The sequence below is a fragment of the Anoxynatronum sibiricum genome (assembly GCF_039414295.1).
Classification (GTDB): domain Bacteria; phylum Bacillota; class Clostridia; order Peptostreptococcales; family Tindalliaceae; genus Anoxynatronum; species Anoxynatronum sibiricum.
The window spans coordinates 1-24,951 of record NZ_JBCITM010000025.1 but is presented as its reverse complement, the minus strand read 5'-3'; the positions used below and the strand labels follow the sequence as shown (position 1 = coordinate 24,951).

Here is a 24,951-nt window from a genome sequence, read left to right as displayed (position 1 = left end):
AAGAGCAGCCAGTGATCACCACTGGCTGTTCCTTTTTCTTTCATAGTTGTTCAATAGCCTATAAAGACATCTTTCTTAATGTGAATTCGTTTGACACCACCTTTTTTAAGAGCTGTTTCAATGGCGGTGACCATCGATTTAGGGCCCACAAGATAGTAATCAGCGTTATTGCCATGGGTTGATACAAATGTCTGAATCTCGTGAAGCATATTCTCTCTTTCAGTTGGATATGCGATCGTGAGAGAAGAGTTTTGAATGATGTCCTCCACTTCTTTGCGATATAGAAAATCTTGCTTACTGTCCATGTGTATCAAATGGTTTACGTATGACAACGGTTCCATCTGTGAAGCCAGTTCTATAATCATTGGCCTGTATGGTGTGATTCCAATTCCGCCAGCAATAAACAAATGAGGTATTTGATTATGGATATAGAGCGATCCGATGGGACCTCTCATTATTAGTGACATCCCTGGTTCGAAATCAAAAAGCACTTTTTTGAATTCGCTTGGATGACTGGTAATGTGCATGGAAATCTTAATATGTCCTTCTGATGGAGCTGAAGCAATACTGAAGGCTCGGGTGGGTTTTCTGATACGTTTATGTTTTATCGTAAAAATCCCATGTTGACCAGCTTTCCAAAAAATCTCGTTTCTGGTTTCGAAAACAAATGTATAGATATCACCCGATTCCTTATATTTCTCCTTCAAAAATAGCTGATGTTTAGTGAACATGGGCAAAAAGTCGCTTAATTTAATCATGGTCCTTAACCTCCATTCATGGGTGGCTGGCAGTTTTAGTTTGCGTGAAGATGAAGTGGTTTAAAACTCTTTGCTGGAAAAGCTGAAATATATTGCCGGTGACCCAGTATAAAGTTAAACCTGCTGGAAAGCTGCGACTCCACCAGAAAATCATAAATGACATCATAACTGGAAGGATGGAAAGCATTGAGCGATCTTTTGATGTTGATGTTGAAGAGGCTGATTGGCTTGAAAAAAAGGTGGTTAGTCCGGCTAATATGGGAAAAATCCACGGGTCAGGCAAGAATAAATCCCGCACCCACAGAAAGTGGGTCTGAAGCAAGGTAGAAACTGATGTTGCAGAAAACACATATATTTCGGGGCTTCGCAAAACAGTAAACAGCCCCAGAACAATGGGCATTTGAATAATGAGGGGCAAACATCCGCTAAATGGATTAATGTGTTGTTCTTTGTATAACTCCATTGTTTTTTGACTGAGAATTTCCTGATCATGTTTGTATTTTTCCTGAATCATTTTCATTTTTGGTTGTAATAACTTTGTTTCTTGTGTTGACTTTGATTGAAGAAAGGCCAACGGAACCATAAGAAGTTTCATCAAAAGCGTAAAAAGAATGATCGCAACACCATAATTTCCAACAAGGTGATAGATTACACGAAGCAACTGACCCAATAATTGTCCCAAGTAATTCAATGAAAGACCTCCTGAAATCCATTTCGAGTAGATGCATTTAACGCATCAAGTATTAACTCTTTCAAATATGTCCTGATTTGACTGTGCAAACTCCCGAAATGTGCGGGGCTGCTGATTGGTTAACCGAAAGAAGTCATCAGTTATATGCTTTGCTGTTCCCAAACGAGTCATTAAATAAAGTGCAACTGTCACATGAACATACGCTTTCGGAATATTGCGTTGTTGAATATAATGATTGCGATACTTCAAAATACTTGGCTTGACATACTTGATGGTTCTTCCTGACACTTGGCTGAGGATTTCGGCTATTTCATAGTAGCTTAGCGATTCACTTCCGGTGATGGTATGGGTTGTGTTCTGATATTGATTATATTGTTGCAGAAGAGTTGCGGCACTAAGACCTATATCTTCTGCATCAATGAAGCTGGTTCGACTATTTCCTGCCGGAACAAATATTTCATTTTTCTCCTGAATCTCTTTGGAATGAATACCACTTAGATTTTGCATGAAAAAGCCTGGCCGCAGATGTGCAAAAGGAAGTCCGACATGTTCAATATACTTCTCAATCTTGTGATGTGGTGGCAGGGGATTGCTTTCAACTCCCATGAGGGAAAGGAAGCAGACCATCTGAATGTTTTCTTTTTTCATTGCATCAATAAAAGGATACAGGTCTTCAGGTTTACCCAAATGTGGCGGTCGCATCAGAAAAACTCTGTTAATGCCTTTCAAAGCTTCTGAAAAAGTATGTTGATCCTGAAAGTCCAGCATGACAAAATCGACTTTTCCCCCGAACTCAGTTTTCAGACGCTTAATATTTGTGCCAGCGGCCACTGTGGGCAGTCCCATTTGAAGCAGTGATTTTACGACATACTTGCCAACATTGCCGGATGCACCTGTCACCAGTATCTTCATTTTGATCTCTCCATACTGAGAACTTGATTTGATCTCTCCAGAAGTTCTATGAGACAAGCAAAATCGATTTCACCAAGCTCATCTCGAAGCAGTTCGATCATGCGAAAATATTCCTTATGAGTCTTGTCTACCAGATCTGAGCCTTTGTTGGTTAACGAAATAAAATAACTTCTTCGATCTTCATGAGAGATATTTTTTGTCAAATACTCTTTTTTGACGAGTTCGTTAATAATAGTGGTGACAGAGGGTTTGGCCATTTGAAAGAAATGGCTGACCATCAAGGGGGTCACTGGATGATCTTGTTGATGAACAAAAATTAAGACGCCCATCTCGCTTGAGCGAATAGGAAGATTTTTCTTTAAAACCATCTGCAGTCTGCAAAATAGAGCGATTGTATCGGCAGCAATTCTAATTTCATTCTTCATGTAGACGCACTCCTTATTTATTTAGTTAGCTTAACTAACTATATAATATCACGGAATTATTATTTGTCAATAGCAATCCAATAATGTTTCCCTTGACTGTCGACATAAAACACTTACAATAAAAGCAGTAGTCACTGGACAATGAGTGGATACAACGCGTACAGATAACCCGCACCACGCCGCTCTGGAAAGGAATGAAACCATGCTGCGCATTCAAAACCTAAAAATCCCGGCGAAGCAGCCCCAGGATCTGAAAGAGGCTATCCTGAAGTTGCTCCGCCTTTCTGAAAAAGACCTGATCAGCTGGCGAATCCACAAGCGTTCGGTGGATGCCCGGCGTAAAGACCGTATTCAACTGGTGTACCAGGTGGATATCCAAGTGACCGATGAAAAAAAGGTGTTAAAGCGGTCGCCCAAATCCACTGTCATCCCCTGCCCACCGTCACCTGAGCTGGCGGTGGTGAAGGGAAGTCACCGGTTGGATCACCCGCCGGTGGTGATTGGGGCCGGCCCTGCCGGACTTTTCGCTGCTCTTATGCTGGCACAACAGGGCTATCAGCCCCTGGTGCTGGAAAAAGGGCAGTCTGTGCCGGAGCGGGTACAAGAGGTGTACCGTTTCTGGAAAGAGGGAGTTCTCAACCCAGAGTCCAATGTTCAGTTTGGCGAGGGGGGAGCCGGCACCTTTTCCGACGGCAAGCTCACCACCCGCATCAACGATCCCCGGTGTCACTGGGTGCTGCAGGCCCTGGCAGCAAACGGGGCACCTGAAGAGATTCTCTATGACAGCAAGCCCCACATTGGCACCGACCAGCTGCGGCAGGTGGTGGTGAACATTCGGAAAAACATCGAAAACCTGGGGGGGAGGGTACTTTTTGACCATGAGGTGGATGGCCTGCTAATGAAATCCGGCAGGGTCACAGGCATCACTCTTAAAAAGAGGGAACCACTGGAAGCTACGGTGGTTATTGCTGCCATGGGACACAGTGCCCGCGACCTGTTCCAGCGTTTTCACCAACAGGGAGTTCCCATGGAAGCCAAACCCTTTTCCATCGGCGTGCGCATTGAACATCCCCAGGCCTTCATCAACGCCATTCAGTATGGGCCGGAAGCCGCCAGCCTGCCGGTTCTGGGAGCGGCAGACTACCGGTTGTCTTGGCATCACCCCCAGGGAAGAGGAGCTTACAGTTTTTGCATGTGTCCCGGCGGCCAGGTGGTGGCCTCCGCCTCCGAAATCGGCGGCGTGGTCACCAATGGCATGAGCGCCCATGGGCGAAAAGGCAAGAATGCCAACAGCGCTTTGCTGGTATCGGTGACTCCTGCCGATTTTCATGAAGCGCATCCCTTGGCAGGCATTGCCTTTCAGAGATACTGGGAAACCAAAGCCTTTGAAATGGGAGGCGGCACCTATCAGGCGCCGGCTCAGCGGGTGGAAGATTTTCTGGCAGGCCGAATCTCCCGGGAACCGGGGAGTGTGCGCCCCACTTACCGCCCGGGTGTAGTGATGGCTGATTTGAACCAGTGCCTGCCAGACTATGTAACCACAGTACTTCAGGAAGCCCTGAAGGCCTGGGATCGCTCCATGAAAGGCTTTGCTCTGGCAGATGCTCTGCTCACCGGTGTTGAAACTCGAAGTTCTTCCCCTGTCCGTGTGTTACGGGGCGAAGACCACGAAAGTGCAGTGGGGGGCCTCTACCCTGCGGGAGAAGGCTGTGGCTACGCCGGGGGTATTATGTCGGCGGCGGTGGATGGTCTGAAAACTGCAGAAGCTGTCATGAAGCGATATCATATGTCAATTGAATGAGCATTTTTCCGTTGAGAGGGTATGAATCAATTATTAGTAAATCGCGGAGGTGAAAACCCATGAATCTGGTCATTTCTGACAAACTGGCAGCCTATATAAAAAAGAAGCATATCAATGCCCTGACGGTACAGCAGGTGGAAGTGAAGAATTGCTGACTGGCGCCCAATCTTCCCTCGGTGAGTGAAGGCGAACCCCAGGATTCATCCAAATTCAACAAGTTCGATGTCGACGGAATCACTGTCTACTTTAATCGCAACATTGTCTTCAACAAAGAAACTGTCAAATTGGATATACGCCGCTACCTGTTCACCCATGAAATCTTTGTGGAAGGTGTGGACATTGCCTATTAGAAAGGACTATCAGAAAAGGAACTGTTTCAATTGTTTTAGAAACAGTCCCTTTTTCGATTGCTTAGTGTCAGTTCTCAAGAAAGATGATCATTGGTTTCGACGTGTTTTACCTGACGTATACATCGCTTACCAATAGATTTTGCAAAAGTTCTGAAGGAATGGTGAACTCAATCATCCCCATATACCCAGGGGCTACTTCATACTTATCGAAGGAAATCACCAGTTGATGATCTTCGGTCAGGTAGAAATTTTGATTGGGGTCGATGGTTTCAAAGAGCTGCATGGAAGGTTCTTCCCCAATTCCTTCCACCCAGTAGATCATATCGGGATCTGCCTCATGTGCTGCGATCATTTGGGACTTGATGGACTCGCTGATGACGTGAACATAGTCATCACCAGTGAAAAGGCTGGGCAACGTGATGAAGGTTTCTTCGATTTTATCGATGTTGTCATAACGATAAACAGTGGAAGAAGATCCAACGATAATCTCCACATAGCGACCAATGGTGAGAAGACGCTCTGTGTCGGTTTTCACCTCATATCCGCTGGTCACTCCCAGGTGACCACCCCCGTTTTCCTCGATTTCTTTCATGCCTTCCACAAATTCCATATAGAGGGTCTTAAGCTCCGTGGCATACTTGTCGTTTAAGGCTAGTTCCAGGTCTTTATTGTTGAGTCCCTCAATTTCGGGAGCTGAAAGCGCTGCATGATAGCCATTTTCTTCGAAGTGGTACTCGCGCAAGGTCAACACCCGGACAACATGACGCACCACTGGCACTTCTGAAAGGGCACTGGCAAAGGCTGGGCTGGTGTTTAAGGTGAGGGTCAGCAGCAGTAATAAAGAAGCGGCAACGCCGATGGTCCTTTGAAGTTGGATACGCAAACGTTTTTGCTGCTGTTGCTTACGGGCATCAGAAAGCCCATTTCTAACGCTCCATTCCAGTTCATCAGGAATGGGAGTGTCAAGATAAGCTTGTCTAAGGTCATCGATAGTGTTGTTTTTCATTATTGAACCTCCTCGGCGTCGATTTCCAATCGAAGCAGTTTCAGCGATCGGTATAAACGTGTTTTAATGGTGCTGACATTTTCTTGAAGCACCTCAGCAATTTCTGCCAGCTTCAAATCCTCAAAGAACCGGAGAACAATTACACTTCGGTACTCCTCGGGCAACTGTTCCAGGGCCTGATTGACATCAAAATTGGAATAGTGATCAACGGCACCCGTGTCAAGTTGGCAGAGCAACTGTTCATCCATGACCACCATTCGCTTTCGCTTTCGCAGAAAGTCCAGCGAGGTGTTGATGATAATGCGACAGTACCAGGATTTAACTTGAGCAGTGTCCCGCAGGGAATCCACTGACAACAGTGCCTTGCAGGCAGATTCCTGGATAATATCCAGAGCATCCTCCTGATTTTTTACATAGCTGAATGCCAGTCGGTAGTGCATCTGTCGGTCCTCCAGCAGATAAGTTTCAATCATTTTATCCTTGGTTTTATTAGCCATTCCAGGTGATGACTCCCTTCATAAGCGTTGGTGTACACCGTATTGTCAGACATCTTACAGACGTGGTTCTCTGGCGAATAGTTTGGTGCATTGATAAAAAACATACAAAAGCGCAGAAACAGGTCGGATGTTTCTGCGCTGAGCTATTCAGTGGTGATCTGGTGATAAGCTTGAATCAGGAGAGTGTTTCCAAATACGCTTTTAAAAGTTCATGAACATGTGGATCCCTTACATCCATGTTCAATGTCAACTGAACCACATAAGTTCCCTGGTGAATGATGAGGGTGCCCCCTGTAGACCCGTCGGGGGCATGATATACAGGGATCATATAGGTGGCATGGCAGGCTTCGGGAAAATCCGCCTCGGCAGATGCCAGTTGGGGGTTAAAGATGCGGTCATCATTAAGTGTCATTCGGTAAAGCTGTGATGCGATTCTGGAACTTCGGGCCTCAGACACAGCCAGGCGCATGTTCAGCTGCGGGCTGGTTTCATGATATTCTTGTTGATGAGGCACCAGCAGGCTTGATTGCCGGTGATAGTCAGCATGAGTGACGGTGGAGGTGACCCCAAAATCTTCCAAAGTGAGCAGGGTTAGATCTTCCGGGGGCGGCGTCGGTGAGTCGGCAGGCAACGAACGACGAAGGGTCACATGGGAAGTGGCTGTGACCACCAGAAAAACAGTGAGAACAACCAGGACCGTTTTGACTGCCGCATCCATTTTTTTGCCGGCAAAATACCGGCGCACCCCTAAAGCGGCTCCCATGGCAAGGAACAAGGGAAGCAACCCAAAGAGAATCTGGCGGCCGTCTTCCTGAAGTACCTGCACCAAAAGAGTTGCCGTAACCGATAAAACCACCAGGGAGGCCAGCAGGTAAGCAGTATTTTGAAGGAGTACCATCACTGGTGACCGCCGCCGGGGGTAGGATGCCACTGATGATCCCTGTCGAATGCGACGAAGGATGAGCAGGTTGGCTGTGATCTTGGCAGCAAAAAACAGCAGGAACAGGGGAAACCATACCATGATCAACAGACCGGCATTGGTGCGTAAAATCCAGGAGGACAGGGGCAGCATGCGAGAGCCGTTAAACAGGTTCAACAGAAGCAGTGCCCCAAAGCTGAAGGTTTCCAGCTTCAGCTGGGAAGCAATATTGCCCATTTGAAAAGAACGGCAGAGGGAATCTGTAGCCGGTGGGTCTATTTTGTTGGAGACTGAGTCGGGCATGGCTGCTTCTTCAGCCTGTCGGTAAAAAACCTGCAAGTTATATTTGGAGACCGCCAATTGCCAGCCGCTCATCTCCGCCTGTTGGATGTATGCTTGGGTTTTGCGTTTATCAAACCCTTCAAAAACCAATGATTCAGGGTATACAGCTATGCCAAAGGTAAGTTTTCGGGGAGGAACTCTTTTGTAAATGGCAATGCCGCCTATCATTCGGTGAATCATCCACCCATGGCGGGCCATATGGGCGAATCGATCTTCCATTTCTGCCCAATCAGCGGCGTTGAGAGTAAACAGGTGCAATTTTGTGTCCATCAAATGCTCCTTCCGGGATGTCAAAGAATCACTGGGATTAAGAAGTTTCAACAGAGAAAGACAATTGAAGCCTATCACTTTTCCATCCATCATGCAACCGTCGAAAAGTCTTTAAAATGAAGGCTTGCACATCAAAAGACTAAATGATCAGCCGGGGTTGAAGGAGTTTACTCTTTTTTGTCGAATGAGTGAATGGTGGTGCGTAATCCTCAACGGTTATTCACAATGGGAGATGGGCCTGCAGGCAATTAGTGACATGAATGACAGCCGCAGGCATCACACGAAGCAGATTCAAAAGAAATCAATCAACACCTTGTGTGAATGGAACTATCCAAGAAGGAGGCGAAATCAATGGCAGAAATCAAATATGAGATTACGGAACATCTGGGACTGATCGGAGAGGGCAGCAAAGGCTGGACAAAAGAATTGAATTTGGTGAGCTGGAATGACCGATCCCCCAAGTATGACCTGCGGGACTGGGCCCCTGAGCATGCCAAAATGGGCAAAGGCATCACCCTGACACAAGAGGAACTGAAATCACTGCGGGAGTTGCTGAACCAACTGGAGCTGGATTAACAGGCCTGCCGCTTACGAAATGGAGGCAGAGAATTCATGCGCTCAAAACCAACCATTTTAGCAGTTGCTATTTCCCTGGTGTGCCTGCTGAACATAACGATGATCAATGCATCTGCCACTGGGGGAACACTGCCGCAGGCGGCCCCTCTCAGGCCGGTCACCCTGCAGCTGCGCTGGGAGCCCCAGTTTCAGTTTGCGGGATATTACGCTGCTTTGTGGCAGGGGTATTACGCTGATGCCGGGCTGGATGTTACCATACGCTCTGCCTTTGATGAAAATGGAGAAGTGCGGCAGGCCACTGAAGAAGTGCAGTCCGGCAGGGCAGATTTTGGTGTGGGAGCGGTGGACATTTTGATGGCCAATGAACAGGGGGAAGCTCTTTCGGTGGTGGCAGCCATTTTTCAGCGGAGTGCCGTGGCCTATTATCGGCTGGAAGAAACCCGCATGACCACACTGGTGGATTTACTGGATCTCACCGTCGCCCGCCGACACCACGACCTGCTGGATGTGGAGCTGCAGGCCATGCTCATTGCTGAAGGCATCGATCCCGGACAACTCCCATACACGGAAAAAAGCGGCAGCTTTACCTTGGAAGACCTCACCACCGGTCGTTATGAGGTGGTACCCGTATACCTGGGCAGTCTTCTGATGGAAGCCCGCAGAGCCGGTGTCCCTGTGGCAGCACTGCGTCCGCTGGATTACGGCATCGATTTTTATGGTGACTCGCTTTTTGCCACCACCCGGCTCACCCGGGACGATCCAGAGCTGGTGGAGGCTTTTCGCCAGGCCACTCTGAAAGGATGGCGGCATGCCCTGAATAATCCTGAAGAAATGGCAAAAGCCATGACGGATGTTTTCCAGAACTCCCTGGCTGGCAATGGTGATGAGGCTGGCGACCATCGGTTTTTTCATGCCAGTGAACTGTTGTCCTACAACCGGTTTCAGGCCCAACAGGTGCTGGAACTCACCTATTATCCGGTGGTGGAAGTGGGCAACCTTCATCCCTTTCGATGGGAACAGACCCATCAGGCCCTCACTAGGCTGGGGCTCCTCTCAGAACCCCTTGACCTGTCTCAGTTTATCTTCGATTACAGCCGTCTGCAACAGGAAAAACAGGAACATCAGCAACAATTGCTCCGGGTACTCACACTGGTGGGGTTTCTGGTACTCACCGGATTTTTGCTGGTGACCATCACTTCCCGCAGTGCCGCCCGACGTCTTGAGAAGTTGTTCCAACAGGAACGGGAGGAAAATCAGCGAAAAGAAGCCTTTATGCTCTACCAGGCCCGCATGGCTGCCATGGGAGAAATGGTGACACACATTGCTCACCAGTGGCGGCAGCCGCTGAACAACCTGGGGCTGGTGCTGGGCAATCTGGAAGATGCTTTCTGGCACGGCGAACTGGATGAAAGTCACATGATTCAATCCATGGATAAAAGCCGTAAACTCATTGGCCGCATGTCCGGCACCATTGACGATTTTATGCAATTTGCCAATCCCACCACACAGGGGGAGGCATTTCGGGTGATGGAAGCAGTGGAGGAAGTGCTTGATCTGATGGAAGACCGTTTCCTGCTTCACAAAATTCAGGTGACCACAGAGGCCGATGAAAATCTACGTGCCTGGGGATACCGCAATCAGTTTTCCCAGGCGGCGTTCAACCTCATTGCCAATGCGGTGGATGCTTTGGTGGAAAAACAGATCTCTCAGCGAAAAATCCACATCACCATTGACAACGATACCCCCTGGGTGGCCGTGAGTATTGCCGACACTGGCGGCGGCATTCCAGCAACCATCGCCGACCGTATTTTTGAGCCCTACTTCAGTACCAAGCCTCAAAAGCAGGGAACCGGTCTGGGTCTCTACATGACCAAAACCATTGTGGAGAACAGCCTCAAAGGCACCCTCCGCTGGGAAAACAGCACCCAGGGAGCCGTCATGACCATCCGGATTCCTGAAGAGAAGGGAGCAGTTAACGCATGACAACTGAGAAATCAGCCTCACCGGCAGCCTTAAACCGGCTCCATGTGCTCTATGTGGAAGACGACAGTGATACCCGCCAGGAACTGGCCCTCTACCTGAAACGGCGAGTGGGCCGTCTTCGACTGGCTGCCAATGGTTTGGAAGCCTTAAAGGCGGTGGAAGAGCAGCCGCCACAACTGATCATCACCGACCTAAAAATGCCTGAAATGGATGGGCTGTCCATGGTGCGGCGGTTGCGCCAGACGGGACTGGAGATTCCGGTGATCATCACCTCAGCCCTTTCCGACAGCGACACCATCATTGAAGCCGTCGGTGTGGGCATTGTCCGGTACGTGGTGAAACCCATTCAGCTGGAAGAACTGCTGGAGCAGATGCATCAGGTGGCTCGGGAGATCATCAAAAAGGAAAAATGCCTGGTGGTGCTGGGGGAAAGGTGTCTGGCCAACGGTGACGAGCTGGCAGAAATGGAGATGAAAATCAAAGGGGAAATGGCCCGGTTCATGAAACAAAACACCGGCAAAGGCCCCCGGGATCTTCACGTTTCTCTGACCGCCGGCAGTATTGAGATTCGTGCCAGGGGATGTCTCACCCGTCTGGAAGAGGGAATCTTGGTGAATCGACGGCATCACAGCCTGGTGGACTATCACCGGCGCCTTTTTTACACCGAAAATCAGCAGACGCTGGTGAAGAACTTGTCCCAGGTGGCGGGCTGTTCCCTGCGCCTTGACGAAGTGGTCTGCGACAGCCGAAAAGACCAGGAAAAACTGGTTTTTGCCATCCTGTAGCCAGCGAATTTCGTAAAAGTAGATGTGTAGATTTTTTTAGAGCAGGAGACACTGTTGTTAATATTGCATCATGGTTTGGGTTATGATAAAATGTATTTGGAAACTTAAGAAAATTCACCCCGGCAGGACGCCAAGCCTGCTGCGGGCAATGAATCTCCCAAGCAGTTACAACTGAACATGCGGACGGCAGTGACCGGAGATCAGAAAACATGACGCTCCAGGTGGCCGGCACGAGGAGGGGAAACCCTCGTTTTGTGCTGGCCTTTTTATTTGCCTGGATTCCAGCGCTTGAGGCGGCACAAGCCAGCAGTCATGGAAGAAGGAAAGAAGCGACGCGTGAAAAAACATGCATGAAAAAAAGGAGGAGCAACAAATGGAAAAAGCCGTCAACAACGCAGCGCCCCGCAGCACCTCTGTTTTTGATCTGAACGGTGTCCCTGCTTTGGGAAAAGCCGTTCCCCTGGGTCTTCAGCACGTACTGGCCATGATTGTGGGTAACGTGACCCCGGCCATCATCATTGCCGGTGTGGTGGGTCTGAATTCTGCCGACCGCACGCTGCTGGTGCAGTGTGCCATGTTCATTGCGGGTATTGCCACCCTGCTGCAGCTGTACCCCATTGGTAAAGTGGGTTCAGGTCTTCCGGTGATCATGGGCGTCAGCTTTGCCTACGTGCCCACCATCATCGCCATTGGTTCCCAGTACGGCATTGCCGGTATTTTTGGTGCCCAGCTGGTGGGTGGATGTGTCGCCGTTCTGGTGGGAATCTTCATCAAGCATGTGCGCAAATATTTTCCTCCCCTGGTGGCGGGAACTGTGGTGTTCACCATTGGCCTGTCCCTCTACCCCATCGCCATCAACTACATCGCCGGAGGCGTGGGATCCCCCACTTATGGCTCATACACCAATTGGGCAGTGGCCATCATCACCCTGTCAGTGGTACTGTTTTGCAATCAGTTTGCAAAAGGATATTTCAAATTGGCTTCCATTTTGGTAGGCATCGCTGTAGGCTATGTCATCGCCATCTTACTGAATCTGGTGAGCTTTGCTCCTGTGGCAGAAGCCGCCTGGTTTGCCCTTCCCCGACCCCTTCACTTTGGCATCGAATTTTATCCGCCGGCCATTCTCAGCATGGTCATCATGTACATTGTTAACTCAGTTCAGGCCGTGGGCGATCTTTCAGCCACCACGGTGGGTGGTATGGGTCGGGAAGTCACTGACAGAGAACTTTCCGGCGGGATTGTGGGTAACGGGGTTTCCAGCATTGTGGCTTCTTTCTTTGGGGGGCTGCCCACTGCCACCTACAGCCAGAACGTGGGCATTGTGGCCATGACGAAAGTGGTCAGTCGTTTCGTACTGGGCATTGCCGCTGCCTTCATTCTGTTGGCAGGTTTTGTGCCCAAATTTGGAGCCGTGATGACCACCATTCCCCAGAGTGTGCTGGGAGGTGCCACCATCACCGTTTTTGCCATGATCACCATGACAGGTATCAAACTGATTATTCAGGATGAACTTTCTGGACGCAACATGGCCATTGTGGGCCTGGCAGTGGCCATGGGCATTGGTATCACCCAGGTGCCCCAGTCACTGGAACTCTTCCCTGACTGGGTGATGATGGTCTTTGGGCGTTCAGCCGTGGTCATCGCCACCATCGTGGCCTTTACCCTGAACCTGATTTTGCCCCAAAAAACCCTGGCAGACGAACAACAGGAAAGAAAAGAGATGGAACAGGAGGGATAGTGTATGATCACCGTTAAAAACGTGATAACCCCCTCAACAACGGCTGAAGCCTTTGAAGCCCTGCAGCAGAACCGCTTCGCCACGCTGCTGGGGGGCGGTGCCTTTCTGCGGATGGGCAGCAAGAACATCACCACCCTCATTGACCTCTCCCGGTGTGGGCTTCACTGCATCACAGAACATGATGACCACTGGGAAATCGGTGCCGCGGTGACTTTGGGTGAACTGGAACAGCACCGGGAGCTGAACCGGCTGTACGCCGGCCTCCCGGCCGCCGCCGTCAGGGAAATTGTGGGAGTGCAGCTGCGCAATGTGGTGACGGTGGGTGCCAGTGTCTACGCCCGGTACGGATTTTCCGATCTGATCACCGGCCTCTTGGCTCTGCCGGTGAAGGTGCGGCTGCATCAGGCAGGGGAAATGCCGCTGGAGACTTTTTTAGAGCAGGGAGCCGGCGGGAAAGATGTGCTGGAAGCCATTACTATTGAAAAAGAAAGCTGTCGAAGCGGATTTGCTTCGCTGCGCAAAACTGCTGGCGATTACGCCCTTCTCAATGCGGCGGCAGCGGTGGTCAATGGAAAGCTGCGCATCAGTGTGGGAGCCCGGCCCCGCCGGGCAGCGCTGGCTCACAGTGCCATGGCCTTTCTGAAAGAGACAGCGGCGACCCTCAATGAATCTTCACAGATGATCTGGACTGAAGAAGTCATTCAGCAGGCCGCAGAAACCGCCGCCGGGGAGTTGGTTTTCGGTACCAACAGCCGGAGCACCAGTGAATACCGGCAGCATCTTTGCCGGGTACTGGTAGCCCGGGTGCTTAGGGCTTGCAATGAAGGAGGTGGTCGGTCATGAAATTGAATACCACCATCAACGGTGTTGCCAAAATCCTTGAAATCTCCCCCGATGCCTATCTGGTGGATGTGCTAAGGGAAAACGGCTGCCTGGGAGTGCGCCAGGCCTGTGACACCGGCAACTGCGGTGTCTGTACCGTTCATCTGGATGGCCGGGCGGTGCTCTCCTGTGTGCTGCTGGCGGTGAAAGCTGAAGGGCGGGAAATCACCACCATAGAAGGTGTGCCCGAGGCAGCCGTTGCCATTGCCAGCTGTTTTGTGGCAGAAGGGGCAGACCAGTGCGGTTATTGCACCAGTGGCACTGTGATGAACATCCTCTATCTGGAATCCCTGGTGGCACAGCCCACAGAAGCAGAGATCATGCACCATCTAAAAGGAAATTTATGCCGCTGTACCGGCTACGCCAGCCAGCTGCGGGCCATCAAGGCCTACTTCGCAGCCAAAGCCGGCAGGGAAAACCTGCTGCCAGATGAAGCCGGTGCCAAACATGCTGAAAACACCTGCGCTGTGGCTGCTGACAATGTGCCAGGGGCAGCACGCCCGATTTCTGGAGAAGGGAAGGTGACCCCATGACGCTGAAAATTGTAAAACAAAGCCTGCCAAAAATGGACGGCATGAGCCTGGTCACCGGCAAAGGCGTGTATACCGACGACCTGACTCCCCGGGATGCACTGGTGGTGCGGGTGCTGCGCAGCCCCCATGCCCATGCCCGCATTTCCCGCATCGATAAAACCCGGGCAGAAAAAGTGCCGGGGGTGGTCTGTGTCCTCACCCACGAAGACGTGATTCGAAAGCCCTTTACCCGGGCAGGGCAAAGCTACCCGGAACTGTCGCCCCACGATAAGTTTTTGTTGGATGCCACCGTGCGTCACGTGGGAGACGATGTGGCCATCGTGGCAGCGGAGACTCTCCAGGCGGCGGAAAAAGCCATGAAGCTCATCAAAGTCACCTACGAGCCACTGCCCCTGGTGCTGGACATGGAAACCGCCGACAGCCAGCCACCCATCCACCCCGAACCGGAAATATTGGCAAAAGCCAGCTTCGGGTTTGACCCCCGGCGAAACATCGCCGGCACCGTTGCCTTTGAACTGGGACAGGTGGATGAAGTGATGCCGGACTGTGACCTGGTGACCACCCATACCTACCGCACTCAGGGACAGGCCCAGGCCATGATGGAAACCCAGCGCACTTTCACCTATCTGGATGTTTACGGGCGTCTGGTGGTGGTCAGCTCCACCCAAATTCCCTTCCATGTGCGGCGCATACTGGCCAATGCCCTGGACCTACCCGCCTCCCGCATACGGGTGATCAAGCCCCGAATTGGCGGCGGCTTTGGCTCCAAACAAACGGTCCATTCAGAGTTTTACCCTGCCCTCATCACCATGAAAACCGGCCGGCCGGCAAAAATCGTCTACACCCGCCGGGAAGTATTTCGGGGAACCACCTCACGCCACGCCATGACGTTTACCATCACCCTGGGAGCCTCCCGGGATGGCACTCTTAAGGCCATTGACATGAACGGCATCTGGGATACAGGTGCCTATGGGGAGCATGCGGCCACCACCCTGGGCAGTGCGGGAAAGAAAGTTCTCACTCTCTACAACCGGGTGGAAGCCTGCCGGTTTCAGGGCAAGGCGGTCTACACCAACCATGTGCCCGGCGGTGCCCTGCGGGGTTACGGTGTCACCCAGGGCATCTTTGCTCTGGAATCGGCCATCAACGAGCTGGCCCATGAACTGGGGCTTGATCCGGCGGTGGTACGGGAGAAAAATATGATTCGCCAGGGGGAAACCACCCCCCTTTACAACATGGTCACCAAAGGCGCCGGCGAGGCACCCATGCTCATGGACAGCTGCCTGCTGGAAGCCTGTGTGGCCCGGGGCAAAGAGCTCATTGAATGGGAAAGCACCTATCCCCGGCAACAGATGAGCAGTACCCGGGTGCGAGGCGTGGGCATGGCCATCTCTCAGCAGGGTTCAGGGCTTCCCAATATTGATATGGCGGCTGCCAGCTTGAAACTCAATGACGACGGTTTTTTCAGCCTGACCCTGGGATCCACCGACATTGGTACCGGTGCCGACACCATACTCACCCAGATAGCTGCAGAAGCACTGGGAGTTCCCATGGATCGCATCGTTCTCTACACCGCCGATACCGACCTGACCCCTTTTGACAGTGGGGCCTATGCTTCCAGCACCACCTATACCACCGGCAATGCCATTCTGGACGCCGCCGCCAAAATGCTGGCAGCCATTCAGAAAACCGGTGCCGCCTATTTTGATACGGTGGAAGAAAACATTGATTTCGATGGTGAACAGGTGATTCGCCGCCAGCCTTATGAAACCATCAGCCTGGCTGAATTTTCCCAAAAAATTACCTACAGCGTCATCCATGAACAACTGTCTGTTACCGGCTCCTATGTGCCTAAGAAAGCGGCACCGCCCTTCATGGCCGGCTTCGCTCAGGTGGAAGTGGATCTGGAGACCGGCCAGGTCACACTGGAAGACTTTGTGGGCGTGGTGGACTGCGGCACTCCCATCAATCCCATGCTGGCAAAAGTGCAGGCAGAAGGCGGCATTGCCCAGGGCATCGGGCTGGCCCTTTATGAGGAAGCCGCCTATACCACCAGTGGCAAACTGATTCAGGATACCTTCATGCAATACAAACTGCCGGGACGCACCGATGTGGGCACCATTCGGGTGGAGCTCCTGGACGGCTTTGACGACACTGGTCCCTATGGTGCCAAATCCATTGGTGAAGTGGTCGTGAACACCGTGGCACCTGCCATCACCGACGCCATTTACAATGCCTGCGGTGTGCGAATCCGGGAACTGCCCGCCACACCGGAAAAGGTCTTTCTTCAACTGAAAGTCATCAAAAGTAATTAATGTTCTTGCTTTCAAAACTGCCGAACCAGTTTTACAACAATGGCTATTTTCACAACATCAAAGTAGAAAAGTTACAGACTTTTAACAATGGCTAACGTCATGTCAAGTACAGTGTTAAATGATCCGTTGATGAAGTGAAGAAAGGTGGCAGATGAAGCATGAAAATTGGTATCATAGTGTACTCTCAAACCGGCCATACCCTGTCGGTGGCGGAAAAAATCAGGGAGAAACTGGGAGAAGCTGGCCACGAAGCCGTCCTGGAGCAGGTGACTGTTACCGGTGAACCGGCAGAAGGGAAGTTTCAGCTGGCAGAAACGCCGGCGGTGGACGGCTATGAAGGCCTGATCTTCGGGTCACCGGTGCAGGCCTTTTCTCTCAGCGCGGTAATGAAAGCCTATCTGGAACAGCTGCCCTCACTGGCAGGTAAAAAGACGGCTGTCATGGTCACCAAACAGATTCCTTTTGCCTGGACAGGCGGCAATCGGGCTCTGAATACCATGAAACAAATCTGCAAAGACAAGAACGCTCAGGTGGCCGGCAGTGCCGTGGCTTTCTGGGCAGCATCAAAGCAGGAACAAAGTGTGGCCGCATGTGTGGATTCAATGGTGCGATGTTTTTAAAGGATGAAAATCAATAAGGCTGTCCTCAGACGATCTTCCGTCGGGGACAGCCTTATTATTTTCCCGAAGCAGCAAAAAGAGATCACTGAAAGACCTTCTTATGTCAGCGGGATAATTTAGGAACGGGGCGGTTCAGCGGGCAGCTCCAGTTGTTGATGCTGGTTGAAAAAACTTCGTGAGCCATAAAAAACCATGAGAAACACTGTCAGCGTGACACTGCCGGTGATTCCCAGCATAATGGCAATCTGGTATTCAATGGCGGTTACGGGAGAAACGCCTGAAAGAATCTGACCAGTCATCATTCCGGGTAGAAAGACGATTCCCATCCCCAGCATGGAGTTGATGGTGGGTAGAATGGCAGCGTCAAAGGCGCTGTTGGCAAGAGGGCGGACAGCTGCGGCGGGGGTGGCTCCCAGCATCAAGGCACCTTCCACCAACTGGCGCTGTTGGTGAACACCGTCGATAAGCTTTCCGGCTCCCAGTGCAATTCCAGTCATGGAACTGCCAATGATCATCCCCCCCAGAGGAATGAAATACTGGGGGTGGTACCAGGGAACCAGGCGAATTACCACCAGAATAAAGAAGAAGAGGCTGACACCTGTTCCCAGAATCATGGCAAGGGCAATGATCCTTTTAAGGGCCGGTGTCAAGGGCGATTTAATCCGCTGGTAAATGTTGAAGACGGCAAAAGCCTGCATCACCATCAATGTGAGTAGTGTGGTGGCGGGGTGAGGGTTGTCGAAAATCAGCACCAGCACGTAACCGGTTGCAATGAGCTGCAGCGTCATACGGACACTGGCCAGAAAAATTTCTTTTTCTCTGGGAATACCCCTGGCTTTGACCAGCAGAATGAGCAGTACCACAAAAAGATAGGCGGCAGCCAGCTGCCATAATTGAAGCTGAATGATCTCATTCATGGGAAATACCTCCTGTGACATCCTTGGGCGTGCCATGGGCAAAAGCAAGATGCTTTTCGCCCATGGAGGCCGCCAGGGTTTTTGAATGGGTGACCAGCAACAATGTTTTCTGATGCTGACGCACACGCTCCACCACACGCTGCAAAACGAAGCTTTCTGTTTCATCGTCAAGGGATGAAGAAGGTTCATCCAGCAGCAAAACATTGGGGTTCATCAGCAGCACCCGGCCAAGGGCCAGGCGCTGCTTTTCACCGCCGGAGAGTTTGAAGGGATCTTTATCCAGTGGTTGCTGCAGCTTGACAAACCGAAGCATCTCAGCCAGTTCCATTACCGAGGCATCCGGTTTTTCTGAAAAGCGCAGGCCCACCTGCAGATTATCGGCAATGTTACCGGGAAAAAGCAATGGCTCCTGAGACATCATCACCACCTGGCGGCGCAGGGTGACCGGATCAATTTCTTCAAGGGGGGTTCCCTGATAGTTGATTGTTCCAGTATCAGGAGAGATCATTCGATTCAGCAGACGCAAAAAAGTACTCTTTCCGCTGCCGCTTTCGCCGGTGATACAGGTGATGGTTTGTGGTTCAATGGTCAGGGCAGGAATATCCAATATAGAACCAACGCGCAGCTGATTAATCTGAAACATGCTTTCCCTCCGTTTCCCGAACCAGTTCCAGGGCCTTTTCCCTGGCAGCCGCCAGCAAGGCATCGCCTTTGGGAGTGGTTCGATAGTACTTTCTCATTCGACCATCGTCCACCCGTGTTTCATGAACAAGATGTCCCTCTTTTTCAAGGGAGTGAAATATCGGGTAAAGGGTTCCGGGGCTGATTTCGTAGCCGTGGTGACGCAGTTCATCCATCATCCATGAGCCGTAGATGGGCTCCTTGGAAGCATGATGCAGCAAATGGATCTGAATAAAACCAAGAAACAGTTTTCGGAGTACCCGGTCTTCCATCATCACATCCTCCTTTAGTATAATCGAAATACGATATCGGAAATCGTTAATGACAATATACTACAGTTTTCAAGACATTACAAGTCGGCAAGCGTTGATTGAATGCTGCCGGTCAATGCAAGCGACATTATAGAACAGACAAAGAGCCTCCTGCATAGACAAAGAAGCCTTCTGCACAGATGACAGAAGACTTCTTTGTTTGAATCAAATTGTTAGAGAAGAGGTCAATGGAATATCAGAACAAATAAAGAGAGTGGACACGACGCTTGATAAAATTCCAGGGGACAGGTGTCCACTCGAATTGACTGATAGAAGCAATGAAAAATCCGTTCAGGGAACAATCATTAAAGAATGCCATCACATGATTTTGGCAGCTTTTTCCATGTCAGAAACAGAACTTGAAAGCTGCTGCAATGCAACACTGATTTCTTCGGATGAGGCTGCCTGGGCCAGGGCAATTTCAGAGACGCGTTGTGTTGATTGACTAATGGTGGCAACCTTTTGCTTTAATTGATCGGTAATTCGCTTGATTTCAGAGATAGCACTTGTGCTTTGATCGGCCATTTTTCGAATCTCTCCTGCCACAACGGCAAACCCTTTGCCCTGAGATCCTGCCCGGGCTGCTTCAATGGAAGCATTAAGGCCCAGCATGTTGGAGCTGGAAGCAATCTTTTCGATCATTCCCAGAATGGCATCAGTATCTTCAACCTGGCGAATCATTTCCTGCTGCATCTCATTGAGAAGCGTCATTTCGCCGGATAATTCCTGGGCAGAAGCGGTTAAGGCTTCAGTGGTGGAGACGATTTCTTCTGAATTGCTGAAAAAAGACTGCAATGCCTCGTTCAGGAGCTCCTGCTGTTCGAGACTGATGGCAATGCTCATACATCCAATGACAAGACCACTTTCATCGGTCACCGGTACTGAAATGGCATTAAAGGGGACGCCATAGACTTCCTTTGGCACCTGAGCTTTCGTCACCTTGCCGGTTTGCATGGCCTTTTCAATGGAACTGCCTTTTTTAACATTGAGCCCTTCACTGTCCGCGGTGAAGGTACTTGTCTGAACATTTTTAAGAATCGTGTTCCTGTCAGTAACGGCCAACATACAGTCGAAGGGAAATAATTGCTGAATCATGGGTGCCAGGTGCAAAAGCGTATTGATAATTTCCTGGGACTCAAGGGGCTTGGGTTGAGCGTTGTCTGTGTTCATCTAATCCCTCCATCGACAGAGCATACGTTCAAATAGAGTGAGCCGAGGATCAATAGGATGGCGATCTGACTACCGCATCATTAAGTTTGGCAGATAGGTCGCAATGCTTGGGAAAAGGATAATGATAAAGGTGGATACAATCAAAGCTATCCAGAAAGGGATCACGCCTTTAAACACTGTTTCCAGTTTGATTTTTGAAATACTTGCCGTAATGACACTGACAACACCTACCGGTGGTGTGAGGAATCCGATTAAGATCATGAGGATGGTGACAACCCCGTACCAGATCCCATTGTAGCCGGCGGCCAGCACCATTGGATAGAATAGACCGGTGAAAATTACAAGAATGGCCATGGCATCCATGAAAAATCCGGCAACAAAATAGCAAAGGAAAATCGTTGTCATGAGAATCAATGGCGGCAAATCGCTCATGTGCCTGGTTAAAAACAGCGGGATTCTGCTAATGGATAAAAAGTTGCCAAACATGACACCTCCAACCAGCATAATCATCAGCATTGCCACTACTTTTGCTGTTTCAGTGAGAGAGGCTGTAAACCCTTGCCACTTTATCCTTCTGCCGACGAGGCAGAAAATCAAAGACATGAACGCGCCGATGGCACCACCCTCGGTGGGTGTAAAGACACCGCGGTAGATACCACCCATGGTGATGATGAAAATCATGGGGATGGGCCAAACAAGTTTCAAGGAGTTCATACGGTCGCTGAAGGTTGATTTGACCACCCCCGGAGCAAGTGACGGATTAATTCTAACCATAATATAGGCAGTCAGAGCCAGCAAAAATGCCGTCATCAGACCAGGCAGAATACCGGCAATCAAGAGCTGTCCAATGGATTCCTCTGTCAACACACCGTAAATAATAAGCACAGAACTGGGTGGAATCAAAATTCCAAGGGTGCTCCCCGAGGCCACACATCCTGCGATCAGGCTGTCTTTATATTTCATTGCACGCATTTCGGGCACCGCAACGGTAGCGATGGTTGCCGTTGTTGCAATCACTGAGCCTGATACGGCAGCAAAAGCAGCACAGGTGACCACTGTTGCGATTGACAAACCGCCGCGAATATGGCCAAGCCAGGCGTTAAAAGCCCGAAACAGATCTCTTCCCAACCCAGACTGACCGATAAACATACCCATCAGTGTAAACATGGGGATCACGCTGAGGGAATAGCTGTGTGCATTATTAAAGAGGTCTGCCCCCAACTTGGCGAGTGCAGCTGCCGGACTCATCAGCACCGCATAGCCCAATGCACCCACAATGATCATGGAAAATCCAATAGGAATTTTGATCAAGATCAGGACAAAGAGTAGTACAATTCCCAGTAAGCCAATCATCTCGTTACTCATCGCCTGCATTCCCTCCCTTTAGCGCCTGAATGGTTTCTATAAAATCAATGATTAACACCAGCACCAGAACAAAAACACCTGCCGCTCCGGCTAATATCCATGGGTGAACAGGCATTCTTAATACGCTGGTAATGAGACCGGAGGCCTGAATGCGCTGAGCATGCTTGATCATTTGCCAAAACACGATGGAAAATAAAACCAGACTTACCACTGCAATCAAAACATCAAGGACTTTGCGAACAGTCAGGCCAAGGCGGTCATACACAATGGTAATTCCGATGTTTTCCTTTTCAAGCTGAGCAACTCCCAGTGCGGGGAAAACGATCATGGCTAAGCCAATGCGGGTTAGCTCAAACGTGCCGGCAATTGGTTTGTTAAAAATAAACCTCCCCAAAACATCAAAGACAGTAAGCATCATCGTTCCAAAAATGACAATGATACTAATCAGCGTTGCCGCTTTGGTGAGGGTGGTAACTGCTTTTTTGACGGATTGCATGTGACCACCTCCGTGGTATTGTAGAATCACCTTTCCCCCAGGAGCTGACTCCGGAAGGAAAGGTGAATGGTTCGTGCTTTAGTCAATCGCTGAGTTGTCCGTATTTATTGTTCGTATTCACTGGCCTTCTGCACTGCCAAATCATAGGCTTCTTGCCCTGGCAAACCGGCAGCTTCCATTGCAGCGATCCATTTTTCAACAAGTGGATCTACGATTTCATGAAACTTTGCCAGTTCTGCGTCAGAGAATGTGGAAACATTGATTCCCACTTCGTGAGCGTGGTCCATGGCATGTTCAATTTCATAATCATATTGATTGCCAACGATTTCCGGGAATTCTTGCAGCAGTTCTTCAATAGCAGCCTGGTCTTGTGGGGAAATGGAATCCCACTTTGCCTGATTCATGGCCATGATAAATGGTGTGATATATAAATCCAGCTCCACCACATCAGTGACAACTTCCGACAGACGGAATGAAATCAGCCCTGAAGGAGCCATGAAAGTGCCATCAACAATGCCGCGGTCAATGGAATCATACAAATCACTTACCGGAGTTGTGACTGGAACGGCTCCCAGTGCTTCAATAACGTCATTATACACAGGGCCTGGGGATCTTAACCTCAGGCCTGCCATGTCATCGACGGTTTCCACAGAACCGGACAAAAGAAGGTGTCCTAAGTCAGAGCCGCCGAACCATAACAGTTTGGAGCCTTTATAGTCATGTTCCTGTAGAAAGGGCCATAATTCCCTGGCTGTCAGATTGCCCTGCAAAGAGGACGAAAACATGAAAGGAAATTCCAGAATGGTGGAGAGTGGGAAACGACCTGGTGTGTAGGCTGGCAGAGTGAATGCCATATCGATAATTCCCTGCTCCATGGCATCATATGTTTCACCTGGTGCAGCCAGCGCATTACCTGCATGAATAAAAATTTCGACTCGTCCTTCTGTTTTTTCAAAGACATCAGCAGCGAATGGCTCCAGCACATTCACATGCATTGGATGAACGGCAGGCATAAAGTGATTCATGACCAACTCAACTTTTTGGCCGCCGGTGCTTTCGCTGCCGGCATTATCACTGCTTCCACCATCTCCGCCACTACTGCCGTTACCACCGTTACCACATCCTGCAACCACAAGTGAAAGGATTAAAAGAACCAGCATAAGGATAGTGACATTACTCTTTTTTCTCAACATAAACGTTTTCCCCCTAACGTATTCTTGGCACAGCCCTATTTCATATTTACGCGGTAATGGATGATCAGGTGACGAGTGTGAGTCAGATATTTCCATACTGCCACTGTTAAACATGAAAAATTTTTTTCCAAGGGACGGTTATCAAGAGACAGTTGTAGACGAGAGGCGGTTGCTCATCGATAAAACAATCACCCTTTCTGGATCATATGGCCGAGGGACATTTCGTTTGGTTGGTGGATTAGGCTGAGTTGTTTCCTGAGCAGAAAATACATGGGACGGTAAAAATGAACATATTCAGTGAACAAATTCAGTATAAAATGAGAATGCCCCTGATGTCAATAGAAAAAGATTAAAAATATTGCAAACAAAGCGAAATAAACGAATTATCAAAATTTGCCATGGCGCTCAGAGACTCATTTGACAAGGTTTTTGACTGAATAAACTTGATGAATGTGTTCATTAAGTTTGACATTATCTGGGTGCGATTGTATAATCAGCTAAATAGAATTCTCAACAAAGTGAAATATGGGCATTTAGCAAAAGGAGAAGGGAATGTGGAGACGAAGCAGCGATTGACCAAAAGGCAGATCCAGGCAAATGATACCAGAAACCGCGTCTATAAAACGGCTCTCGAGTTGATGGAAATCAAAGGACTCAATAACACCTCGATTGAAGAAATAAGCAAAAAAGCTGGCGTTTCGGTAGGCACCTTCTACAATTACTTCAAGTCAAAAGACGATATTCTGGTGGATATTTACCGCAAAGCTGATGATTACTTTCAGGAAGTGGTGGAAAAAGAACTCATTGAAAACGGATCTGATGCTTTTGGGCAGTTGCTCATCTTTTTTCGCTACTACGCAAAGTATACGAAAGACAGGGGACTGGATAATGCCTGTCAGCTTTACAGTTCTAAAAACAAGCTGTTTATTGCAAAAGACCGCTACATGCCGAAAATGTTGATTAGAATCATTGGCGAAGGTCAAAGGACTGGTCAGATTGTTGAAACCATGACGGCGGAAGAGCTTGCAGATTTTTGCATGATTGCTGCCAGAGGTGTGGTGTTTAACTGGTGTTTGCATGACGGCATTTTTGATTTGGAGGTCAAAATAGAGGACTATATGGAAAAACTGTTATCTGGCGTGCTGATGAGGAAAACAACGAAAGCATAGGGAAATTACTGTGCCAACGATACGCTTAAGCTTCCTATGTTGGCCGCAGATGATGCGGGCACTACTGGATCATTCCTAAAATGCTTTGCTTTCAACAAAAAAGAGCGTGCAGCGCTCTTTTGAGGTTGTCGAAAAAGTCATGTTTTAGAGATGAAACATGGCTTTTTTGCGCTTAGAATCAGTTTTGAGGGGTGATATTGCTTTGAGAAAGGGTATTCCTATCCTCTATTATCAAGGATAGTGGCG

Annotated in this window: 25 protein-coding genes; 11 read left to right on the top strand and 14 right to left on the bottom strand. The window is 49.6% G+C overall.

Annotation, left to right across the window (positions count from 1 at the left end):
* Positions 1-50 precede the first annotated feature (50 nt).
* Genes AAIG11_RS16170 through AAIG11_RS16155 form a run of 4 tightly spaced genes read right to left on the bottom strand, consistent with a single transcriptional unit; the run spans position 51 to position 2,786 of the window.
* Positions 51-758 (bottom strand): FAD-dependent oxidoreductase, encoded by a 708-nt coding sequence (locus tag AAIG11_RS16170; RefSeq protein ID WP_343187272.1) that lies wholly within the window; start codon positions 756-758, stop codon positions 51-53.
* A gap of 16 nt (positions 759-774) precedes the next feature.
* A complete protein-coding gene (locus AAIG11_RS16165; RefSeq protein ID WP_343187271.1) occupies positions 775-1,449 on the bottom strand; it encodes a YidC/Oxa1 family membrane protein insertase in 675 nt (224 codons plus the stop codon).
* Between the two features lie 45 nt (positions 1,450-1,494).
* Positions 1,495-2,361: an SDR family oxidoreductase gene (locus tag AAIG11_RS16160; RefSeq protein WP_343187270.1), complete on the bottom strand. Its 867-nt coding sequence runs from the start codon at positions 2,359-2,361 to the stop codon at positions 1,495-1,497.
* The gene (locus AAIG11_RS16155) at positions 2,358-2,786 is read right to left on the bottom strand and encodes a MarR family winged helix-turn-helix transcriptional regulator (protein ID WP_343187269.1); all 429 of its coding nucleotides are present in this window, start codon (positions 2,784-2,786) and stop codon (positions 2,358-2,360) included. Before AAIG11_RS16155 ends, AAIG11_RS16160 begins: the two co-directional genes overlap by 4 nt.
* A gap of 145 nt (positions 2,787-2,931) precedes the next feature.
* Between AAIG11_RS16155 and AAIG11_RS16150 the strand changes: the two genes are divergently transcribed.
* Both AAIG11_RS16150 and AAIG11_RS16145 read left to right on the top strand, forming a co-directional pair.
* On the top strand, positions 2,932-4,587 hold the full coding sequence (locus AAIG11_RS16150) for an NAD(P)/FAD-dependent oxidoreductase (RefSeq protein WP_343187268.1): 1,656 nt from the start codon (positions 2,932-2,934) through the stop codon (positions 4,585-4,587).
* A gap of 176 nt (positions 4,588-4,763) precedes the next feature.
* A complete protein-coding gene (locus AAIG11_RS16145; protein ID WP_343187267.1) occupies positions 4,764-4,937 on the top strand; it encodes a hypothetical protein in 174 nt (57 codons plus the stop codon).
* 106 nt (positions 4,938-5,043) lie between these two features.
* Here AAIG11_RS16145 and rsiV read toward each other — a convergent pair whose 3' ends face one another.
* The 3 genes from rsiV to AAIG11_RS16130 form a co-directional block, all read right to left on the bottom strand.
* Entirely contained in the window at positions 5,044-5,943 is a 900-nt protein-coding gene (gene rsiV, locus AAIG11_RS16140; RefSeq protein ID WP_343187266.1) for an anti-sigma-V factor RsiV, read from the bottom strand.
* A complete protein-coding gene (sigV, locus tag AAIG11_RS16135; protein ID WP_343187265.1) occupies positions 5,943-6,440 on the bottom strand; it encodes an RNA polymerase sigma factor SigV in 498 nt (165 codons plus the stop codon). Before sigV ends, rsiV begins: the two co-directional genes overlap by 1 nt.
* A gap of 175 nt (positions 6,441-6,615) precedes the next feature.
* Positions 6,616-7,971: a DUF2812 domain-containing protein gene (locus tag AAIG11_RS16130; protein WP_343187264.1), complete on the bottom strand. Its 1,356-nt coding sequence runs from the start codon at positions 7,969-7,971 to the stop codon at positions 6,616-6,618.
* Positions 7,972-8,322: 351 nt separating this feature from the next.
* Between AAIG11_RS16130 and AAIG11_RS16125 the strand changes: the two genes are divergently transcribed.
* The 8 genes from AAIG11_RS16125 (at position 8,323) to AAIG11_RS16090 (ending at position 17,403) form a co-directional block, all read left to right on the top strand.
* On the top strand, positions 8,323-8,547 hold the full coding sequence (locus tag AAIG11_RS16125; protein WP_343187263.1) for a YdbC family protein: 225 nt from the start codon (positions 8,323-8,325) through the stop codon (positions 8,545-8,547).
* A 36-nt stretch (positions 8,548-8,583) separates the two neighbouring features.
* Complete coding sequence (locus AAIG11_RS16120) at positions 8,584-10,530, top strand: ABC transporter substrate-binding protein (RefSeq protein WP_343187262.1); 1,947 nt, start codon at positions 8,584-8,586, stop codon at positions 10,528-10,530.
* A complete protein-coding gene (locus AAIG11_RS16115; protein WP_343187261.1) occupies positions 10,527-11,315 on the top strand; it encodes a Na-translocating system protein MpsC family protein in 789 nt (262 codons plus the stop codon). The genes AAIG11_RS16120 and AAIG11_RS16115 overlap by 4 nt, the downstream gene beginning before the upstream one ends.
* Positions 11,316-11,688: 373 nt before the next feature.
* Positions 11,689-13,053 (top strand): uracil-xanthine permease family protein, encoded by a 1,365-nt coding sequence (locus tag AAIG11_RS16110; RefSeq protein ID WP_343187260.1) that lies wholly within the window; start codon positions 11,689-11,691, stop codon positions 13,051-13,053.
* 3 nt (positions 13,054-13,056) lie between these two features.
* Positions 13,057-13,896: an FAD binding domain-containing protein gene (locus AAIG11_RS16105; protein ID WP_343187259.1), complete on the top strand. Its 840-nt coding sequence runs from the start codon at positions 13,057-13,059 to the stop codon at positions 13,894-13,896.
* The gene (locus AAIG11_RS16100; RefSeq protein ID WP_343187258.1) at positions 13,893-14,468 is read left to right on the top strand and encodes a (2Fe-2S)-binding protein; all 576 of its coding nucleotides are present in this window, start codon (positions 13,893-13,895) and stop codon (positions 14,466-14,468) included. Before AAIG11_RS16105 ends, AAIG11_RS16100 begins: the two co-directional genes overlap by 4 nt.
* Positions 14,465-16,783 carry a xanthine dehydrogenase family protein molybdopterin-binding subunit gene (locus tag AAIG11_RS16095; protein WP_343187257.1) on the top strand — a complete coding sequence of 773 codons (2,319 nt, stop codon included), beginning with the start codon at positions 14,465-14,467 and terminating at the stop codon, positions 16,781-16,783. The genes AAIG11_RS16100 and AAIG11_RS16095 overlap by 4 nt, the downstream gene beginning before the upstream one ends.
* Before the next feature lie 158 nt (positions 16,784-16,941).
* Positions 16,942-17,403, top strand: coding sequence for a flavodoxin family protein (locus AAIG11_RS16090; RefSeq protein WP_343187256.1), 462 nt, complete (start codon positions 16,942-16,944; stop codon positions 17,401-17,403).
* Positions 17,404-17,519: 116 nt separating this feature from the next.
* Here AAIG11_RS16090 and AAIG11_RS16085 read toward each other — a convergent pair whose 3' ends face one another.
* The 7 genes from AAIG11_RS16085 to AAIG11_RS16055 form a co-directional block, all read right to left on the bottom strand.
* On the bottom strand, positions 17,520-18,320 hold the full coding sequence (locus AAIG11_RS16085; RefSeq protein WP_343187255.1) for an ABC transporter permease: 801 nt from the start codon (positions 18,318-18,320) through the stop codon (positions 17,520-17,522).
* On the bottom strand, positions 18,313-18,963 hold the full coding sequence (locus AAIG11_RS16080; RefSeq protein ID WP_343187254.1) for an ABC transporter ATP-binding protein: 651 nt from the start codon (positions 18,961-18,963) through the stop codon (positions 18,313-18,315). Before AAIG11_RS16080 ends, AAIG11_RS16085 begins: the two co-directional genes overlap by 8 nt.
* Entirely contained in the window at positions 18,950-19,273 is a 324-nt protein-coding gene (locus AAIG11_RS16075; RefSeq protein ID WP_343187288.1) for a PadR family transcriptional regulator, read from the bottom strand. Before AAIG11_RS16075 ends, AAIG11_RS16080 begins: the two co-directional genes overlap by 14 nt.
* A 357-nt stretch (positions 19,274-19,630) precedes the next feature.
* Positions 19,631-20,482 carry a methyl-accepting chemotaxis protein gene (locus AAIG11_RS16070; RefSeq protein ID WP_343187253.1) on the bottom strand — a complete coding sequence of 284 codons (852 nt, stop codon included), beginning with the start codon at positions 20,480-20,482 and terminating at the stop codon, positions 19,631-19,633.
* 69 nt (positions 20,483-20,551) lie between these two features.
* Entirely contained in the window at positions 20,552-21,847 is a 1,296-nt protein-coding gene (locus AAIG11_RS16065) for a TRAP transporter large permease (protein WP_343187252.1), read from the bottom strand.
* Positions 21,840-22,343: a TRAP transporter small permease gene (locus AAIG11_RS16060; RefSeq protein WP_343187251.1), complete on the bottom strand. Its 504-nt coding sequence runs from the start codon at positions 22,341-22,343 to the stop codon at positions 21,840-21,842. Before AAIG11_RS16060 ends, AAIG11_RS16065 begins: the two co-directional genes overlap by 8 nt.
* 104 nt (positions 22,344-22,447) lie before the next feature.
* Positions 22,448-23,536, bottom strand: a complete 1,089-nt coding sequence (locus AAIG11_RS16055) for a TRAP transporter substrate-binding protein (RefSeq protein WP_343187250.1) — start codon at positions 23,534-23,536, stop codon at positions 22,448-22,450.
* 479 nt (positions 23,537-24,015) lie between these two features.
* Here AAIG11_RS16055 and AAIG11_RS16050 point away from each other — a divergent pair, with 479 nt between their 5' ends.
* On the top strand, positions 24,016-24,705 hold the full coding sequence (locus tag AAIG11_RS16050) for a TetR/AcrR family transcriptional regulator (RefSeq protein ID WP_343187249.1): 690 nt from the start codon (positions 24,016-24,018) through the stop codon (positions 24,703-24,705).
* Positions 24,706-24,951 lie beyond the last annotated feature (246 nt).

What these genes read in the sequence shown, in the direction of transcription:
- sigV (WP_343187265.1), bottom strand. Translation starts at nt 6,440, where the DNA reads ATGGCTAATAAAACCAAGGATAAAATGATTGAAACTTATCTGCTGGAG.
- AAIG11_RS16070 (WP_343187253.1), bottom strand. Translation starts at nt 20,482, where the DNA reads ATGAACACAGACAACGCTCAACCCAAGCCCCTTGAGTCCCAGGAAATT.
- AAIG11_RS16120 (WP_343187262.1), top strand. Translation starts at nt 8,584, where the DNA reads ATGCGCTCAAAACCAACCATTTTAGCAGTTGCTATTTCCCTGGTGTGC.
- AAIG11_RS16160 (WP_343187270.1), bottom strand. Translation starts at nt 2,361, where the DNA reads ATGAAGATACTGGTGACAGGTGCATCCGGCAATGTTGGCAAGTATGTC.
- AAIG11_RS16115 (WP_343187261.1), top strand. Translation starts at nt 10,527, where the DNA reads ATGACAACTGAGAAATCAGCCTCACCGGCAGCCTTAAACCGGCTCCAT.
- AAIG11_RS16060 (WP_343187251.1), bottom strand. Translation starts at nt 22,343, where the DNA reads ATGCAATCCGTCAAAAAAGCAGTTACCACCCTCACCAAAGCGGCAACG.
- AAIG11_RS16090 (WP_343187256.1), top strand. Translation starts at nt 16,942, where the DNA reads ATGAAAATTGGTATCATAGTGTACTCTCAAACCGGCCATACCCTGTCG.
- AAIG11_RS16055 (WP_343187250.1), bottom strand. Translation starts at nt 23,536, where the DNA reads ATGTTGAGAAAAAAGAGTAATGTCACTATCCTTATGCTGGTTCTTTTA.
- rsiV (WP_343187266.1), bottom strand. Translation starts at nt 5,943, where the DNA reads ATGAAAAACAACACTATCGATGACCTTAGACAAGCTTATCTTGACACT.
- AAIG11_RS16075 (WP_343187288.1), bottom strand. Translation starts at nt 19,273, where the DNA reads ATGGAAGACCGGGTACTCCGAAAACTGTTTCTTGGTTTTATTCAGATC.
- AAIG11_RS16125 (WP_343187263.1), top strand. Translation starts at nt 8,323, where the DNA reads ATGGCAGAAATCAAATATGAGATTACGGAACATCTGGGACTGATCGGA.
- AAIG11_RS16130 (WP_343187264.1), bottom strand. Translation starts at nt 7,971, where the DNA reads ATGGACACAAAATTGCACCTGTTTACTCTCAACGCCGCTGATTGGGCA.
- AAIG11_RS16065 (WP_343187252.1), bottom strand. Translation starts at nt 21,847, where the DNA reads ATGAGTAACGAGATGATTGGCTTACTGGGAATTGTACTACTCTTTGTC.
- AAIG11_RS16110 (WP_343187260.1), top strand. Translation starts at nt 11,689, where the DNA reads ATGGAAAAAGCCGTCAACAACGCAGCGCCCCGCAGCACCTCTGTTTTT.
- AAIG11_RS16095 (WP_343187257.1), top strand. Translation starts at nt 14,465, where the DNA reads ATGACGCTGAAAATTGTAAAACAAAGCCTGCCAAAAATGGACGGCATG.
- AAIG11_RS16170 (WP_343187272.1), bottom strand. Translation starts at nt 758, where the DNA reads ATGATTAAATTAAGCGACTTTTTGCCCATGTTCACTAAACATCAGCTA.
- AAIG11_RS16100 (WP_343187258.1), top strand. Translation starts at nt 13,893, where the DNA reads ATGAAATTGAATACCACCATCAACGGTGTTGCCAAAATCCTTGAAATC.
- AAIG11_RS16080 (WP_343187254.1), bottom strand. Translation starts at nt 18,963, where the DNA reads ATGTTTCAGATTAATCAGCTGCGCGTTGGTTCTATATTGGATATTCCT.
- AAIG11_RS16155 (WP_343187269.1), bottom strand. Translation starts at nt 2,786, where the DNA reads ATGAAGAATGAAATTAGAATTGCTGCCGATACAATCGCTCTATTTTGC.
- AAIG11_RS16105 (WP_343187259.1), top strand. Translation starts at nt 13,057, where the DNA reads ATGATCACCGTTAAAAACGTGATAACCCCCTCAACAACGGCTGAAGCC.
- AAIG11_RS16085 (WP_343187255.1), bottom strand. Translation starts at nt 18,320, where the DNA reads ATGAATGAGATCATTCAGCTTCAATTATGGCAGCTGGCTGCCGCCTAT.